Genomic DNA, 14,760 nt, shown 5'->3' on the forward strand with positions numbered 1-14,760 from the left:
GAAATGGATTGGCTGAAAGGTGAGGGAAAGAGGGGGATCTTTTGCTGGAAAAAGTGTATTCGATCGGATCGGGATTTTGCTTGCTGCTCATGATTCTGCCGCTCGCGCTTCCGTATTCTCCAGGCGGTGTGGACTTGTTTGATTTGCTTCTCTCCGTAAACTTTTATTTTCCCATGCTGCTGGGAGCAGCCGGAATCGTATTGGGATGGCTTGGCGTTAAAGGAAATGTGAGGTTTTATCTGGTTTTGCTGAACTCGCTTATGTTCACCTTTTATATCTTAGTCACATGGGTGGCTGTCTTTGGATTTCAAGAGCCTTAAAATGATTTGACAAACAAAAACGGAACGGCGGGAATGAAAGACCGCCGTTCCGTTTTGATTTATATCAAAAAATTATTCGTATTTCTTGAAGAAAGCCATCGTTTCTTCAATAATGCGCTGCTGGTCATTGTCCAGCGTGGCGACATGGTAGCTGTCGGGCATTTCAATGATTCTTTTTTCCATGGAGGAAATTCTGCTGAAAATCATTTGCGAGTTTTCCGGCGGAACGACGTGGTCTTCCGGAGACACAAAAATTAAAGCGGGACAAGTGATTTTTGGCAAATCGTTGCGCACTTCATCCATGAACGCAAGCAATTGCTTGATGGACGCCACCGGTGTTTTTTCATATGCCAGTTCCGTAATGCCTTCTTTTTTGATGTCCGACCCGATGGCATCCATGAAACGGACATCTTGCATATCATGGACTACAGCCATCGCAGGGACGTCCACAGCGGCATTGATCAGAGAAATGGCTTTGATTTCCGGATGTTTTTGCGCCATATGTAACGCCAAAGTACCGCCCATCGATAAGCCGGCCATGAAAATCGAATCGCAGCGTTCGCTCAGCCAGCCAAAAGCTTCTTCAATAGATGTGATCCAGTCATGGTAAGTGGTTCCTTCCATTTCCTCGTGATGGGTTCCGTGCCCGTTCAAGCGCGGCACCGTGACTGTATAACCCTGGCCGGCAAATGCTTCGCCGAGCGGGCGCATGCTCTGCACTGTACCGGTAAAGCCATGAGAAACAAGGATGCCTGTCCGTCCGCCTTCAACTTGAAAAGGCTCCGCTCCGTTTAACACTTCAAAATTTGCCGTCATTAAAAAACCTCCTTTTTGTTGTTTGAATCAAAAGAAAACTTACACGTATCTTTTTTAAACCTGAAACACGTTCGGGTCATCAGGAAAATTGGATCTCTTTTGCATTTTTAAGTTCTGCGAAGGAACTTAGCACGTCGTTGTGATGATCGATAATCTGTTTGGCGGTTAAAAGCTCCGAATTCCATGTCCCGTGCCCGTCTTTGGCCAGTGTCACCTTGTAGCCGAGACTATAGGCACGGCGGCACGTTGTATCAATGCAGTACTCGGTTTGGTTGCCGGCAAGGATGAGGTTATGGATGTTTTTCGCTTTTAAGGCATTTTGAAGCTCCGTCTTGTGAAACGAGTCCGGCGTCGTTTTTTGTATGACGGCTTCTCCGGCAAGCGGCTGAACGGACGCATGGATTTGCCAATCGTGGTTGCCAGCAACCAAAGCCCTGTCATTGTGCTGGACAAAGATGACGGGAACATTTGCGGACCTGGCCCCTTCAATTAAATTCTTTAGGTTTTCAAGCAAGCCATCCTTGTTGTAGACCGGGTTGTCTTCAGCAAACATTTCGTTTTGGGCGTCTATAACGAGCAACGCAGTGTTGTCCATTCTGCTTCCCTCCATTTCACTTCTTAAATAGGATATTCGGCATTTTCTGGCAGAATCCTTTCTTTTAATTTACAGATGCCAAGGAGTGCAAACTTAGGCAGAACAAATGCAAGAAAGGGATTTTAGCTGTACATAGCGAAAACTTAAAAAAGACCAAAATGACTACGGGAGGAATCGCTTTGCCTTTAAATGATTTTTTGCTTGAACGTATGAACTGGCCGGCCATAAAAGAAAAAATAGGTGCGGGAATGGACACCGTCATCATCTGTACAGCTTCGGTCGAACAGCATGGCTATCATTTGTCCGAACTGACGGATACGCTGATTGGTGAAGCAACAGGACTATTAGTTGCTGAAAAATTAGGAAATGCTTTAATGGCTCCGGTGATCCGCCCAGGCCTTTCTGAACACCACATCCCGATGGCAGGCAGCTTGACGCTGCGTCCTGAAGTTTACCGGGGGCTTCTTGAAGACTATGTCACCAGTTACCAAAAACATGGGTTCAAGAAGGTCGTTATTTTTTCATCCCATGGCGGAAATTTTAATGAAAATGAAAAAATTGTGAAAAATTTAAAGGAAATGCATCCGGATATGCAATTCAGCAGTGCCTTGACTTTGATGGAACTGATGAGGCTCATGGCGCAATTTGAACGACAGTATGACTTGGCAGAAGGCAGCTGCGGGCACGGAGGCGCAATGGAAACATCGGTCATGCTGCACATCGCTCCAGATCAGGTAGATATGGAAAAAGCGACGCCCGGCTTTATTGGGAAGATGAACGAAGTAGTCTTGGAGAAGTTATTTGAACACGGCATTGTCGGACTTTCTGAAGTGGGCATTATCGGCGACCCGCGGCAAGCAAAAGCAGAGTGGGGGGAGTGGTTTCTGGAACTGATGTCCGATGAAATCGTCAAAGCTGTGCAAAGGGATCTTAAAGGTTTATAAAAAACGGAAAGTTCTCATTCAAATAAAAGCTTTAAGCAACAAAGTGCGAAGGAATAGCCTGAAAATAAGGTGGGAAACCAGTGAAAGTCACTTACAAAATGATTGATAAGCAATTAAGGCTACGGGGATTTTTGTACAATCTATTATTAAAAAAATCCAGTGAAGAAAAATACATTAAATTTATGCATACCATCAAAAAGCAGACGGAAAACCGCAAGGGGCAAAAAGTCGATGGCCTGCATTTCTCGGAACAATGGATTGCGCGAAAAGACGGAACCAAACTCCGCATCTGCATTTACAAATCGCTCGATCCAGTCCAAAGTGCTCCTGGGGTTCTATGGCTGCATGGCGGCGGATATTCACAGGGGATTCCGGAGCTTTTTTCGGCGACTTACAAAAGGCTTATCCAAGCCCGCAACTGTGTCGTCATTGCACCGGATTACCGGTTGTCGATTGAAGCGCCTTATCCGGCGGCTTTGGATGACTGTTACGACACGCTCCTATGGATGAAAGACCATGCAGAAGAATTGGGCATTCGGGACGATCAGCTGATTGCGGGAGGCGAAAGTGCAGGAGCGGGGTTGACTGCCGCTTTGACGCTCTTGGCGAGAGACCGAGGGGAAGTGAATATCGCATTTCAGATGCCGCTTTATCCGATGCTCGATGACCGCATGGCGACAGAGTCAGCAAAAGACAATAATGCACCCATCTGGAATTCTGACACAAACCGGTGGGCATGGAAGCTGTATCTGGGAGAGTTGTACGGCAGAGAAGTGCCGGTTTATGCTGCGGCTGCTCGGGCAACAGATTACAGCAAGCTGCCGCCGGCCATTACATTTGTCGGCGATATCGAACCGTTCAAAGATGAAACAGTCGAATATGTAAAGAATTTGGAGCAGGCAGACGTGCCGGTTAAATTTGAATTATTCAAAGGCGGCTACCACGGATTTGATATCATCAATCCGAACGCAGAACTGAGCAAAAAGGCCACTGCCTTTTTCATCGAATCCTTTAATTACGCAGTGGACCATTATTTCGCTGAACAAAACCAACCGGTGAAAGATTGACATGCATTCTAAAAAAACCTTCTACTCGGTACCCAAGGTAATTGCCTGATCCTAAGCTTTTTTAAGAAGGGGAAGGATGGAGACACTCGCTTCAATTGGAAGCAGGAAGGGAACGGATTTTGGGAACAGCACCGGAGCGAACATGGACTGAAAATGAAAGAGCTATAGGATGCATCCGGTCCATCCACCTGAAAATAGAGGAGGAAAAGATGTGGTTATTGCTGCAGGTGAAACCATCACATTTGAACGCAATTTTTCGAAAAAAGATGTCGAATTGTTTTCACAGATTTCCGGAGACGAAGGGATTCATCACCTTGAGCCGGATGAACAAGGGAGGTTGGTTGTGCAGGGGCTGCTGACAGCGACCTTGCCGACAAAAGTAGGCGGGGACCACAATGTACTCGCCCGCCATATGGACTTTGAGTTTTTGCGGCCCGTATTTACCGGAGATACGATTCGCTGTGAAGTAACCATCAGCCATTTTGAACAACAGGAAAAACGTGCCCGCATTACTGCCCCTTTTTCCTGTACCAACCAGCATGGAAAAGAAGTGCTGAAAGGGAGCTTCTCAGGAGTCATATTACGATGAGACTAGCGCACGCTTTTTAGGGTAAGGAAAAGAGATGCTAAAGAAAGGAGGTAATCGTTATTGCTTCCGAATGGTGGAATTCTATTGATTGGTGGTATACAATCAGCACATTGTTTTTGATCGCGAATATTGTGCTGGCGTTTTTTGTTCTTTTTATTGAACGTAAAAAACCGTCTTCCAAATGGGCTTGGGTTATGGTTTTGCTGTTCCTTCCTTTTTTGGGAATGTTGCTGTATCTGTTATTTGGACAGCCCTATAGAAAAAACAAAAAACGCCATGAATCGGATGCTTCAATTTCGAATCTTCAAGACCTGACAGAACGGCAGCTGGCAGAAGTTGATGCAGGTTCTTTCGTTTATTCGTCTGTTGTAGCGGAGGACTGGCAGCACCTAGTGCGGATGAATTTAAGGAGCGAAACCACTCCGTTTTCACAAAACAACCGCCTTCAGATTTTTAATGACGGCAAGCGGAAGTTTGAGGCCTTATTCAACGACATTGAAGCGGCAAAAATCCATGTACATCTGGAATACTATATTATCAACAATGATGATATTGGAAATCGTCTGCTCAAACTTCTGACGAAGAAAGCGGAGGAAGGCATTCAAGTGTTGGTGCTGTATGACGACATCGGTTCAAAGTCGCTGCCCAGAAATTTTTTCAATGCATTTGAACGGGCCGGCGGCAGAACAGCCGCTTCACTCCCCTCCAAATTGCCTTTTGGAAATCCGCGCGTCAATTACCGGAACCATAGAAAGATAGCGGTCATCGATGGGAAAGTGGGTTATAACGGCGGGTTTAATGTGGGCGATGAATATTTGGGCGAAGTCGAAAAGTTTGGGTACTGGCGTGACACGCATCTCCGCATTGAAGGGGATGCCGTACACTCCCTCCAACACTGGTTTATAAAAGACTGGAATGAAACTTCCAAGAAATATCCGCTTAAACAAGAAAAACATTATTTCCCGCCATTAAAAAATGAGAAAGGTGCGGGGATGCAAGTGGTCGTCAGCGGTCCGGACGAAGAAATCGATCAAATCAAAAACGGCTATTTGCGAATGATTTCTCAGGCGCGCAAATCGGTTTATATCCAGACGCCTTATCTAATTCCGGATTTAGGCGTATTGGATGCGCTTTTAACGGCAGCGCTCAGCGGAATTGACGTCCGGATTATGATACCGGATAAACCGGACCATATATTTGTGTACAGCGCCAGTTTGTCGTTTGCCAGAGAATTGGCGAGATCCGGCGTGAAAATATACGCTTATAATAATGGATTTCTTCACGCCAAAACCGTGGTAGTGGATGGGAAAGTGGCTTCGATTGGCTCGGCCAATATGGATGTACGCAGTTTTACATTGAATTACGAAGCGAATGTCTTCGTATACGATGAAGAAACAGCAGAGGATATGGTCCGTCTATTTTTAAACGACAGCAAGCTTTCTCAAGAACTCACTTCTGAATATTTTGAGCAGCTTTCGCTTTTCAAGCGTTTCAGGCTGCAGGTGGCCCAGTTGGTAGCGCCGATTCTATGAGAAAATCACAGTCGATTTGAGTGATGGGACGGAGTGAAGTGATGATTGTTTTTAGCCTCGGCTTTTTATTTCAATCAGTGCTGGTTCTCGGAAGTTTGTCGGTGTTCGTTTACTTCTGGAAGAACAAAAAAAGCCAGCCGAAAACGAAATCTGTTCTGGCCGGTTCAGCTTTAGTTTTAATGATCAGTTTGTATTTTTTTGTGCTCAGTTCTTTGGACTTTATTCATCTGTTGTCTGGAAATGCCGAAACGGCGAAAGGAGAATGCATCTGGACACATTATGACGGCGGGAAAAATTCATGGGTAGAGTTCACTGTCGGCGGGCTTGCTCTCCAAACAGGGACCAATGATTTTCCCGAAATCGAAGAAGGCAGTTTTTCATGTGAAGCAAAATATCTGCCCTATACGAAAAAAGTGATTGAAATCCAGGTGCACGACTGAGTTGGCAAGCAAACTGGTGCGCATGTTTGTGCTTAAAGGGCAAACAGGAAGCGGTGCATCAAACAAAAGGAAGTGAGAAGCCAATGGCAAGTCAGAGAATAAGCGCAGCCGGTAAGTTACCTGGAAAAATTTCAGCAAAAGAATTGAACATTGTTTAAATGAAAAGGAATAGCCATTCTATATTGAGTTTTGAAGTACAGAAGGTTTGGGGCTTATTTTCAATCCACTATTGTTTTCCTTTCTATAAACTGGTAATATTTTTTATCATAAGTAGGAGGAAAGACATTGGTCAAATTACTTTATTTTATAACAACAATTACCATACTGACATTGGTAAACTTCATATCGTCTTCATATTTTCATCTTAGTTTTATTGATTTAGCATTGCCGGTCGGCGTTCTTGGCATTCTTGCAACTGCGCCAAACAATTTTTTAACTGATTATTTTAATAGCCAGCCGTATATGGAAGTTGAACCTGAACGGCATGCGAAATTCGGCAAAGCCCCAATTTTTGCTTCTAGTGCCTATACATTGTATGCAGTCGTTTTTATCTTCATTTATTATCGAAGCTACTTTTTTTAGATTTTTGTATTCTTGTTCAATGCTAAAATTTTAAAAAAATATACGCTCATTTTAAAGCTGTATTTCCACTGTGCTGTTTTTTGTTTTAAGTGATGATGTTTAGAGCATTTTTTGATTATTAAAATTCTATTTGACAAAAAATGGAGCGCCGATTATATTAAGTAAAAGATATTTTAAGTGCGATGACGAGGACATGAATTTTCCGGACAGTTGACAGAGAGGAAAGCAAAGCTGAAAGCTTTCTAACTTGAATGGATCACTTTACCGCCTCTGAGCCGTACAGGTGAATGAACAGTAGCCTGTGCCGCAGAAGCTGCGATAAAGCCGAAACAGAGCCATTAGCAATTGCATGCAAATGCTGATGGGAAGTTGGGTGGAACCACGGGTCCAAAACACACTCGTCCCTTTATCGGGATGCGTGTGTTTTTTTATGCCATTGAATAAAGAATGCCATGACAAGGACACGGATTTCTCTTAACGGTTTCCAGAGAAGGAAAGCAGAGCTGAAAGCTTCCTAACGCTGCAGAGAAAGTCACCCCCTTTGAGCAGTACCCGTGAACCACCAGTAGCGGATACCGCAGAAGCTGCGATAAAGCTGAAACAGAGCCGCCGTCTTTTGTTAGTGGAAGTTGGCGGGAAGCTGGGTGGAACCACGGGTTTAAAACACACTCGTCCCTATTTAGGGATGCGTGTGTTTTTTTATTCTAAAAAAGGGGTGTTCAGGATGAGCAGAAAAGACGTAAAAATCAAGTTTCCAAACGGTGGACAAAAAAGTTTCGAACAAGGGATATCGCTGAAGGAAGTTGCGGAATCCATCAGTTCCAGTCTGAAAAAGAAATCGGTCGCAGCGATCGTAAACGGTTCAGCTATGGATCTTCAAAGAAAGGTTGAAAGTGACGCGGAAATTAACTTTGTAGACTTGCATTCACCCGAAGGCGCTGAAATTATGCGGCATTCGGCGGCCCATATTATGGCCCAGGCTGTCAAAAGGCTTTATGGAAAAGTGAATTTTGGTGTGGGACCGGTGATCGACAACGGCTTCTACTACGATTTCGACTTGCCGCATTCGCTGTCGGAACTGGACTTGGAAAAGATAGAAAAAGAGATGAAAAGGATTGTTTCGGAAAACGTGAAGATTGAACGGCAAGAAGTGCCACGGGAGGAAGCAGAAGAGATATTCAGAGAAGATCCATTGAAATTGGAATTGCTGGCTGATATTCCGCAAGAAGAAGCGGTGACTGTGTACCGGCAAGGAGAGTTTGTTGATTTATGCCGAGGACCGCATATGCCGTCCACTCATTTTTTGAAAGCTTTTAAACTGACTCATGTTTCCGGTGCATACTGGCGCGGCGACAGCAGCAACAAGATGCTGCAGCGGGTATATGGTGTTGCTTTTTCCGAACAGAGCCAATTGGAGGCGTACTTTCATATGCTTGAAGAAGCGCAGAAGCGGAATCACCGCAAACTCGGGAACGAATTGGAGCTGTTCATGTTTTCGGAAGAAGCCCCGGGCATGCCGTTTTATTTGCCGAATGGCCATGTGATTCGCAATGAGCTGGAACAATTTTTGCGGGGGCTCCAGCAGTTTTACGATTACCAGGAAGTCAGGACTCCCATCATGATGAACCGCCGGCTTTGGGAAAATTCAGGGCACTGGGATCACTACAAAGAAAATATGTATTTTTCCGAAGTGGATGACCAGGCGTTTGCGCTGAAACCGATGAACTGCCCTGGCCATATGCTGATATTCAAGGACAAGCTCCACTCCTACCGCGACCTGCCCATCCGGCTATCAGAGTTCGGACAAGTCCACCGCCATGAGTTCAGCGGGGCTTTGAACGGCATGCTCCGCGTGCGCGCATTCTGCCAGGATGATGCACATATTTTTGTAAGGCCGGACCAGATTGAATCCGAAATAACTGCTGCTTTAAAACTGATTGATGAAGTATATTCGGCTTTTGGATTCGAGTATGCCATCGAGCTATCCACTCGGCCGGAAAAGTATATGGGAGATGAGCAACTATGGGTTGAAGCGGAAGGTGCTTTAAAAAACGTCTTAAACAAACAGGGCTATAACTACCGCATCAATGAAGGCGACGGTGCTTTTTATGGACCGAAGATTGATATCCATATTAAAGATGCGTTGAACCGGAGCCATCAATGTGCGACAGTCCAATTGGATTACCAGATGCCAGAGAAGTTCGATTTATCTTATATGGATGCGAACAACCAAAAAATGCGGCCGGTTGTCATCCACCGGGCTGTTTTTGGATCAATTGACCGGTTCCTTGGCATTCTCATCGAGCATTTCAGCGGCGCATTTCCTGTCTGGCTCGCGCCTGTCCAAGCCCAGATCATTGCTGTTTCAAATGAGCACCATCTGGAGTATGCAGAAGAAGTCCGAATGGCATTAAAGAAAGCCGGCATCCGGGTGAACCTGGATGGGCGCAATGAAAAACTTGGATATAAAATGAGAGATGCCCAAATGAAAAAAATCCCTTTCATCCTGGTTGTTGGGGACAACGAAAAAGACAGCGGACAAGTAAATGTCCGCTCGCATGGAGATAAGGAATCGAGAGCCATGGCTGTCGAAGAATTCATTCAGCAAGTGGCGGCTTTAGCCGAATCAAAAAGTTTATACATGAAGCAGGAGCAGCCTGAGTTTAGTTAATTATCGATTGATGATTTTTTATCATCTGGATGCGCTCATTCAAAAAGAGGATTTCCTTCAAAAATAAGATGGAAATCCTCCTTTTTTGAGGTTTATAATAATAAAATAAGGGAATTCAGAATATTAAGAACATATGTTCCTGTGAGGGATTTTAATTATACATATTGCTGTGCCAATAGACCAATCGAATGGAGAAGGTGAGAATGTTGGAATCTGCAAAACAGTTGCCCAGATCAGACTTCCTGGCCATTGAAGCAAAAGGTCTTGTGAAAATTTACGGAAAGCAGCGCGCCGTTGATGGAGTAGATTTGGCAATCCCTAAAGGAATGGTTTACGGGTTTTTAGGACCGAATGGTGCGGGAAAAACAACGACAATCCGCATGCTGGCCACTTTATTAAAGCCGGACGCTGGAGTTGCCCATGTTCTTGGTCATGACCTCGGCAAGGAGAACGATGAAATCAGAAGCCGCATCAGCTTGACAGGACAATACGCTTCGATCGATGAAGATTTAACGGGGATGGAAAACCTCACCATGATGGCAAAACTGATGGGCTACAGCCGCCGTGAAGCAAAAATGCGTGCAAGTGAACTATTGAAAGCTTTTGGCTTGGAAGAAGCGGCCAAACGCCAAGTGAAAAAGTATTCAGGAGGAATGCGCCGCCGCATTGATATTGCCGCCAGCATTGTCGTAACGCCGGATTTGCTGTTTCTCGATGAACCGACCAGCGGATTGGATCCGAGAAGCCGCAACCAGGTGTGGGATATAGTCCGTATGCTTGTAGGTTCAGGAACGACTGTGCTGTTGACAACTCAATATTTAGAAGAAGCGGATCAGCTGGCGGACCGGATTGCCGTCATCAATAAAGGGAAGATCATCGCGGAAGGGACAAGCAGTGAATTGAAAGCCGCCGTAGGAAGCGGCACATTGAATATACAGCTAGTCCGTCCGGAAGACCGCGTGCGAGCAGGGAATTTGCTCCAACAAAAGATCTTAACAACTGTCCATCATTCCGGCGATTCCGCGTCGGTGACTGCTCAGATCAACGACCCCGCCCTAGTCGCCGAAGCCATAAGCGAACTGGCAAGAGAAGGAATAGCCATCAGTGACTTTTCTTTCGGGAGACCCAGTCTTGATGAAGTCTTTCTTTCCTTGACCGGGCATAGTGCCGAAGGAGAAGCGGATGCTGAGGAGGAGACATTATGACCGATTACATCGAACAAGATGCGTCAAGAACAGTGGAATTTCCCATGTCTGAAACCATTGCTTCGAGCAAACGCCCTGCTCGCCCTACCGTATTAGCGACCATTGGAGCTTTCGCCACCCGTGCATTGTTGCGCATCAAACATGTGCCGGAGCAGATGTTTGATGTTACGTTATTTCCGGTTATTTTCCTGCTTATGTTCACGTATTTATTCGGCGGCGCCATTGCGGGTTCAACTGCTGAATACCTTCAATTCCTGCTGCCCGGGATTCTTGTCATGACCGTGTCGCAGATTACGATGTACACCGGCATCGATTTGAACAACGATATCCGCAAAGGTATTTTTGACCGCTTCCGCACCTTGCCGATCTGGCTGCCTGCTGCGTTGATCGGGGCATTATTGGTGGATGTCATCCGCTATTCCATCGCTTCCATCATCATGATTGGCCTCGGTCTGTTGCTTGGATTCCGGCCGGAAGGCGGATTTATCGGAGTAATGGGGGCTCTTGTGTTGATTCTCATTTTCTCATTCAGTCTTTCGTGGATTTGGACAGCTTTAGGATTGATTGTGCGGTCCGAAAAATCATTGATGATGCTCAGTTTTCTTGTCATGATGCCGTTGACCTTTATCAGCAATGTCTTTGTAGACCCGTCCACTTTGCCGTCCTGGCTGCAAGGTTTTGTGAGCATCAATCCGATATCCATCCTCGCCACCGCCGTCCGCGGTTTTATGCATGGAACGGTCACAGCCGAACAAATCATTTGGGTGTTGGTTGTTTCGGTGATCCTGACTGCCATCTTTGCGCCGTTTACGATGTATCTGTACCGGAATAAAGAATAAAAGCTTTTTAGAGAGAGAAGTTGAGTTTATTACTCAACTTCTTTTTTATATGGAAGCTCGGTTTCTGCAAATCGATTTTTCCCTTATTTCTACCAATAGATTAGTGTTATAATAAGATCGTCCGTTAGTTTGAATATTCCGATTAATAAATTACGTAAATTGATGTTATTAAGGGAGGAAGTTCAATGGAAAATTTAGCAGGCAAGGTGGCAATTGTAACAGGCGGGGCATCTGGAATTGGATACGCCATCGTTCAACGTTTATTGGAAGTAGGAGCAAATGTAGCTGTAGCGGATTTAAATGAAGAGAAATTAAGCAAAATGGAAAAGCTACATAACGGCGCACTTATCAGTTCAGTCACCAATGTCACTAAAGAAGCGGACATCAAAGCACTTGTAGCAAAAACAGTGGAAGCTTTTGGCGGTTTGGATTATGCCTTTAACGTAGCAGGTGCTTCAAAACCAGGGGCTATAGTTGATCAAAGCGAGGAAGACTGGGATTTTACAGTCGATCTGTGCTTGAAAGGTGTGTTCCTTTCCGTTAAGCATGAAGCTAAATATATGAAGGATCACGGCGGAGGTTCAATTGTAAACATCGCTTCATTAAATGCACACGTTCCAATGTTTTATGGGGCGGCTTATTCGTCTGCAAAAGCGGGTGTAGAAATGCTGACGAAAAATGCAGCCTTGGAATTAGCCCAGCATAATATACGTGTCAATGCCATTTTGCCTGGTCTGGTCATGACACCTTTGACTCAAGGTTTGACGGAAGTTGAAGCGATCAATGATGCCTATATGGATCGAATTCCCATGCGGCGTGCTGGAACACCAGATGAAATGGCTGGACCTGCAATGTTTTTAATTAGCGGCGATGCATCCTATGTAAACGGTTCGAGTCTGATTGTGGACGGCGCATGGGCAGTTAGCGGTTATCCGGATTTGAGCAAGTTTATGTAAGTTATCTAAGGAGCAAAAGCTCAAGCATGAAATCATGCCTGAGCTTTTTTAACTGGTTTTTGTTTTCGCCACATTTAGAAAAGAATAAATAGATTTTTTCATATTGAATTGATTTTTTAAGGGGACAAGCGTAAAATTCCAAAAGTGGTCAATATAAAGTACTTTAATTAAAGTACTTTTTTAAAAATTAAATTCAATTTGAAAGAAGGAAAGCGAGAATGAAGTTTACTCAGTTTTTAAAAACAAAAGGAGCCATTGCGTCCATTTTTATGGGAATCTTTTATGCGGTCGCCATGCTTGGCATTTTCATCCCCGGATATTCGGCTATCCCGAATAATGTCGATCAAATGCCGATTGCCATGGTCAACGATGACACCGGGCAGTACGGCACCATGATTTCTGAACAGCTGGCGGAAAAACTGCCATTCAAAGAAATCGAAACAGGTTTGACCAATAAACAGGCAACGGAACAACTGGAAAAAAACATGCTGGCATTGGTCATCCATATTCCTGAAACTTTTTCGGCTGATATGCAAAACGGGGAGACTTCTTCCAGCATTGATTTTACAACGAACGGGGCCAGCTCCACAGTCGTTTCGTCTACCATGACGTCAATTGTCAATCAGATCAACACACGATTAAGCAACCAATTATCGACTCAAACGGCACAAGGGGTTTTGATGAACTTGAACATCCCGGAAGCGCAGGCCACAGAGATGGCGGAAATGATTGAAACGGCTTATGTCGGAAATATGGTGACCATCAACGAAGTTCCGGCAGGCATGCACAATAATATGCTGCCGATGTTCTTTACGATGGCCGGCTATACCGGAGCGATGATCGGTGCGATGCAATTGGTCGCTGCTTTCCGGGAAAGCCGGGGCAAAGCAAGCAAGACGCGCCTATTCCTGTATGTTCAATTAACTGCTTTGTTAATTGCTGTGGTGTCTTCTGTAATCGGTGTCAGTGTCGCCTATCTGGTGAGCAGCCACGGAGCAGAAATGTTCGCAGGCCTCGCCGCGCAGCAAATTTTGAATTATATGGTGTGCTTTAACTTCACGGCAATCACGATTTTCTTATTGGGTGAAGGCGGCATGGTTTTGAACTTGCCGATCCTCTTGATCCAAACACTGGCGAATGGTGCGACCATGCCTCGGGAAATGATGTATTTGCCGTATGAATGGATGAGTTACATCTCCCCAATGTATTATTCAGTACAGGCCTATATGGCCAACTTATACGGCAGTGTAAGTGCTGAGCCATTCCAAGTGATGATGGCAACAATCGGCGGAGCAGCTTTAATCATTAACATCCTGATTGTGGCTTTGTTCCATAAACCTGTTCCGGTTGCAGAGACGGAAGCGAAGGCAGAGACTGTTCCGGCTTCGGCTGAAATCACTGTCTAAAACTGCTACAATGGGCTTAAGTCCCGCTGAAGGAGCAAACCTTATGTCTATCCAAATATACATCTTGAGCAAATTGATTGAAGGAAATAATTATCCATATGAATTAAAACGGCAGCTTTCGGAACCGATTCCATTTGATGAATTTGCAGGGCTTACGGAAAGTAAGCTGTACTATCATTTTGATTCGCTGGCGAAAAAAGGATTAATCGAGGTCTTGGAAATTGTCAAAGAAGAACACCGCCCGGACAAACAAGTATTCGCCATCACGGAAAAAGGCCGAAAAGAACTGCCAAAAAAAATATACAAGCTGTTCGAAAGCACTACGGAAATCAACGAAATGATGGTCGGCCTTGTTAACTTGAAACATGTGGACCGTGACCGGATCGTTGATACATTGGAAGAGAAGCTGCAAAAACATAAAGAGAAATGGGAACTCATCAGAGAGTCTGCTAGCCAGCTTAAAGTCGATGACTCAAAAAAAGGGTTGGTTGACTTTATCTCCGACTATTCCATAAGCAAATCTAAACAAACCGAGCATTGGTTAGAAGAATTGATAGAGCGGATTCAGAATCATAAGATGTAACGTATGTAGACAAATTAAAAATCGCACCTAAAAAAGCCGGCTGATTTCAATGATCAGCCGGCTTTTTTTAGTTTGAAGCAGTAAAATGAGAATCTTTATTTAAATAAAAATATGTAAGATGCCAAATATTTTGAAAATTATTCCACATTTACCAGTATAATAAGAGTAAGTTATTGGGATCGAATGAACAGCAGAAATAGGAAACTTTTGAATAA

At 44.7% G+C, this 14,760-nt stretch carries 15 protein-coding genes; 13 read left to right on the forward strand and 2 right to left on the reverse strand.

All coding sequences use genetic code 11. The features are described from left to right. The first annotated feature begins 41 nt into the window (after window positions 1-41). Window positions 42-320, forward strand: coding sequence for a hypothetical protein (locus tag BLQ32_RS13790; RefSeq protein ID WP_074510761.1), 279 nt, complete (start codon window positions 42-44; stop codon window positions 318-320). 72 nt (window positions 321-392) lie between these two features. Here BLQ32_RS13790 and BLQ32_RS13795 read toward each other — a convergent pair whose 3' ends face one another. Both BLQ32_RS13795 and BLQ32_RS13800 read right to left on the reverse strand, forming a co-directional pair. After that, window positions 393-1,136, reverse strand: coding sequence for an alpha/beta hydrolase (locus tag BLQ32_RS13795; protein ID WP_074510762.1), 744 nt, complete (start codon window positions 1,134-1,136; stop codon window positions 393-395). 79 nt (window positions 1,137-1,215) lie between these two features. Beyond that, a complete protein-coding gene (locus BLQ32_RS13800; RefSeq protein WP_074510763.1) occupies window positions 1,216-1,731 on the reverse strand; it encodes a cysteine hydrolase family protein in 516 nt (171 codons plus the stop codon). Between the two features lie 179 nt (window positions 1,732-1,910). Here BLQ32_RS13800 and BLQ32_RS13805 point away from each other — a divergent pair, with 179 nt between their 5' ends. The 12 genes from BLQ32_RS13805 to BLQ32_RS13860 all read left to right on the forward strand — a co-directional run bounded on the left by BLQ32_RS13805 (window position 1,911) and on the right by BLQ32_RS13860 (window position 14,545). Next, a complete protein-coding gene (locus BLQ32_RS13805; protein ID WP_074510764.1) occupies window positions 1,911-2,675 on the forward strand; it encodes a creatininase family protein in 765 nt (254 codons plus the stop codon). Window positions 2,676-2,755: 80 nt separating this feature from the next. Further along, complete coding sequence (locus BLQ32_RS13810) at window positions 2,756-3,742, forward strand: alpha/beta hydrolase (RefSeq protein ID WP_244890365.1); 987 nt, start codon at window positions 2,756-2,758, stop codon at window positions 3,740-3,742. A 211-nt stretch (window positions 3,743-3,953) separates the two neighbouring features. Further along, window positions 3,954-4,331, forward strand: coding sequence for a hotdog domain-containing protein (locus BLQ32_RS13815; RefSeq protein WP_074510765.1), 378 nt, complete (start codon window positions 3,954-3,956; stop codon window positions 4,329-4,331). Between the two features lie 110 nt (window positions 4,332-4,441). Then, the gene (cls, locus tag BLQ32_RS13820) at window positions 4,442-5,863 is read left to right on the forward strand and encodes a cardiolipin synthase (protein ID WP_280513364.1); all 1,422 of its coding nucleotides are present in this window, start codon (window positions 4,442-4,444) and stop codon (window positions 5,861-5,863) included. A 41-nt stretch (window positions 5,864-5,904) separates the two neighbouring features. Then, entirely contained in the window at window positions 5,905-6,303 is a 399-nt protein-coding gene (locus tag BLQ32_RS13825) for a hypothetical protein (protein ID WP_074510767.1), read from the forward strand. A 285-nt stretch (window positions 6,304-6,588) separates the two neighbouring features. Next, a complete protein-coding gene (locus BLQ32_RS13830) occupies window positions 6,589-6,885 on the forward strand; it encodes a hypothetical protein (RefSeq protein WP_074510768.1) in 297 nt (98 codons plus the stop codon). Between the two features lie 724 nt (window positions 6,886-7,609). After that, window positions 7,610-9,556, forward strand: coding sequence for a threonine--tRNA ligase (gene thrS / locus BLQ32_RS13835; RefSeq protein WP_074510769.1), 1,947 nt, complete (start codon window positions 7,610-7,612; stop codon window positions 9,554-9,556). 203 nt (window positions 9,557-9,759) lie between these two features. Next, on the forward strand, window positions 9,760-10,761 hold the full coding sequence (locus BLQ32_RS13840) for an ATP-binding cassette domain-containing protein (RefSeq protein ID WP_074510770.1): 1,002 nt from the start codon (window positions 9,760-9,762) through the stop codon (window positions 10,759-10,761). Continuing rightward, complete coding sequence (locus BLQ32_RS13845) at window positions 10,758-11,600, forward strand: ABC transporter permease (RefSeq protein WP_074510771.1); 843 nt, start codon at window positions 10,758-10,760, stop codon at window positions 11,598-11,600. The genes BLQ32_RS13840 and BLQ32_RS13845 overlap by 4 nt, the downstream gene beginning before the upstream one ends. A gap of 185 nt (window positions 11,601-11,785) precedes the next feature. Beyond that, the gene (locus BLQ32_RS13850) at window positions 11,786-12,556 is read left to right on the forward strand and encodes an SDR family NAD(P)-dependent oxidoreductase (RefSeq protein WP_074510772.1); all 771 of its coding nucleotides are present in this window, start codon (window positions 11,786-11,788) and stop codon (window positions 12,554-12,556) included. Window positions 12,557-12,774: 218 nt separating this feature from the next. Beyond that, a complete protein-coding gene (locus BLQ32_RS13855; protein WP_074510773.1) occupies window positions 12,775-13,962 on the forward strand; it encodes a YhgE/Pip domain-containing protein in 1,188 nt (395 codons plus the stop codon). Window positions 13,963-14,005: 43 nt separating this feature from the next. Further along, window positions 14,006-14,545 (forward strand): PadR family transcriptional regulator, encoded by a 540-nt coding sequence (locus BLQ32_RS13860; protein WP_074510774.1) that lies wholly within the window; start codon window positions 14,006-14,008, stop codon window positions 14,543-14,545. The last annotated feature ends 215 nt before the right edge of the window (window positions 14,546-14,760 follow it).

The organism is Planococcus glaciei (assembly GCF_900099655.1).
Taxonomy (GTDB): Bacteria; Bacillota; Bacilli; order Bacillales_A; family Planococcaceae; genus Planococcus; species Planococcus glaciei.

Bases quoted from the DNA above. Each gene is read 5' to 3' on its own strand.
- BLQ32_RS13825 (WP_074510767.1), top strand. From the start codon at position 5,905: ATGATTGTTTTTAGCCTCGGCTTTTTATTTCAATCAGTGCTGGTTCTC.
- BLQ32_RS13850 (WP_074510772.1), top strand. From the start codon at position 11,786: ATGGAAAATTTAGCAGGCAAGGTGGCAATTGTAACAGGCGGGGCATCT.
- BLQ32_RS13860 (WP_074510774.1), top strand. From the start codon at position 14,006: ATGTCTATCCAAATATACATCTTGAGCAAATTGATTGAAGGAAATAAT.
- BLQ32_RS13845 (WP_074510771.1), top strand. From the start codon at position 10,758: ATGACCGATTACATCGAACAAGATGCGTCAAGAACAGTGGAATTTCCC.
- BLQ32_RS13800 (WP_074510763.1), bottom strand. From the start codon at position 1,731: ATGGACAACACTGCGTTGCTCGTTATAGACGCCCAAAACGAAATGTTT.
- BLQ32_RS13795 (WP_074510762.1), bottom strand. From the start codon at position 1,136: ATGACGGCAAATTTTGAAGTGTTAAACGGAGCGGAGCCTTTTCAAGTT.
- thrS (WP_074510769.1), top strand. From the start codon at position 7,610: ATGAGCAGAAAAGACGTAAAAATCAAGTTTCCAAACGGTGGACAAAAA.
- BLQ32_RS13855 (WP_074510773.1), top strand. From the start codon at position 12,775: ATGAAGTTTACTCAGTTTTTAAAAACAAAAGGAGCCATTGCGTCCATT.
- BLQ32_RS13840 (WP_074510770.1), top strand. From the start codon at position 9,760: ATGTTGGAATCTGCAAAACAGTTGCCCAGATCAGACTTCCTGGCCATT.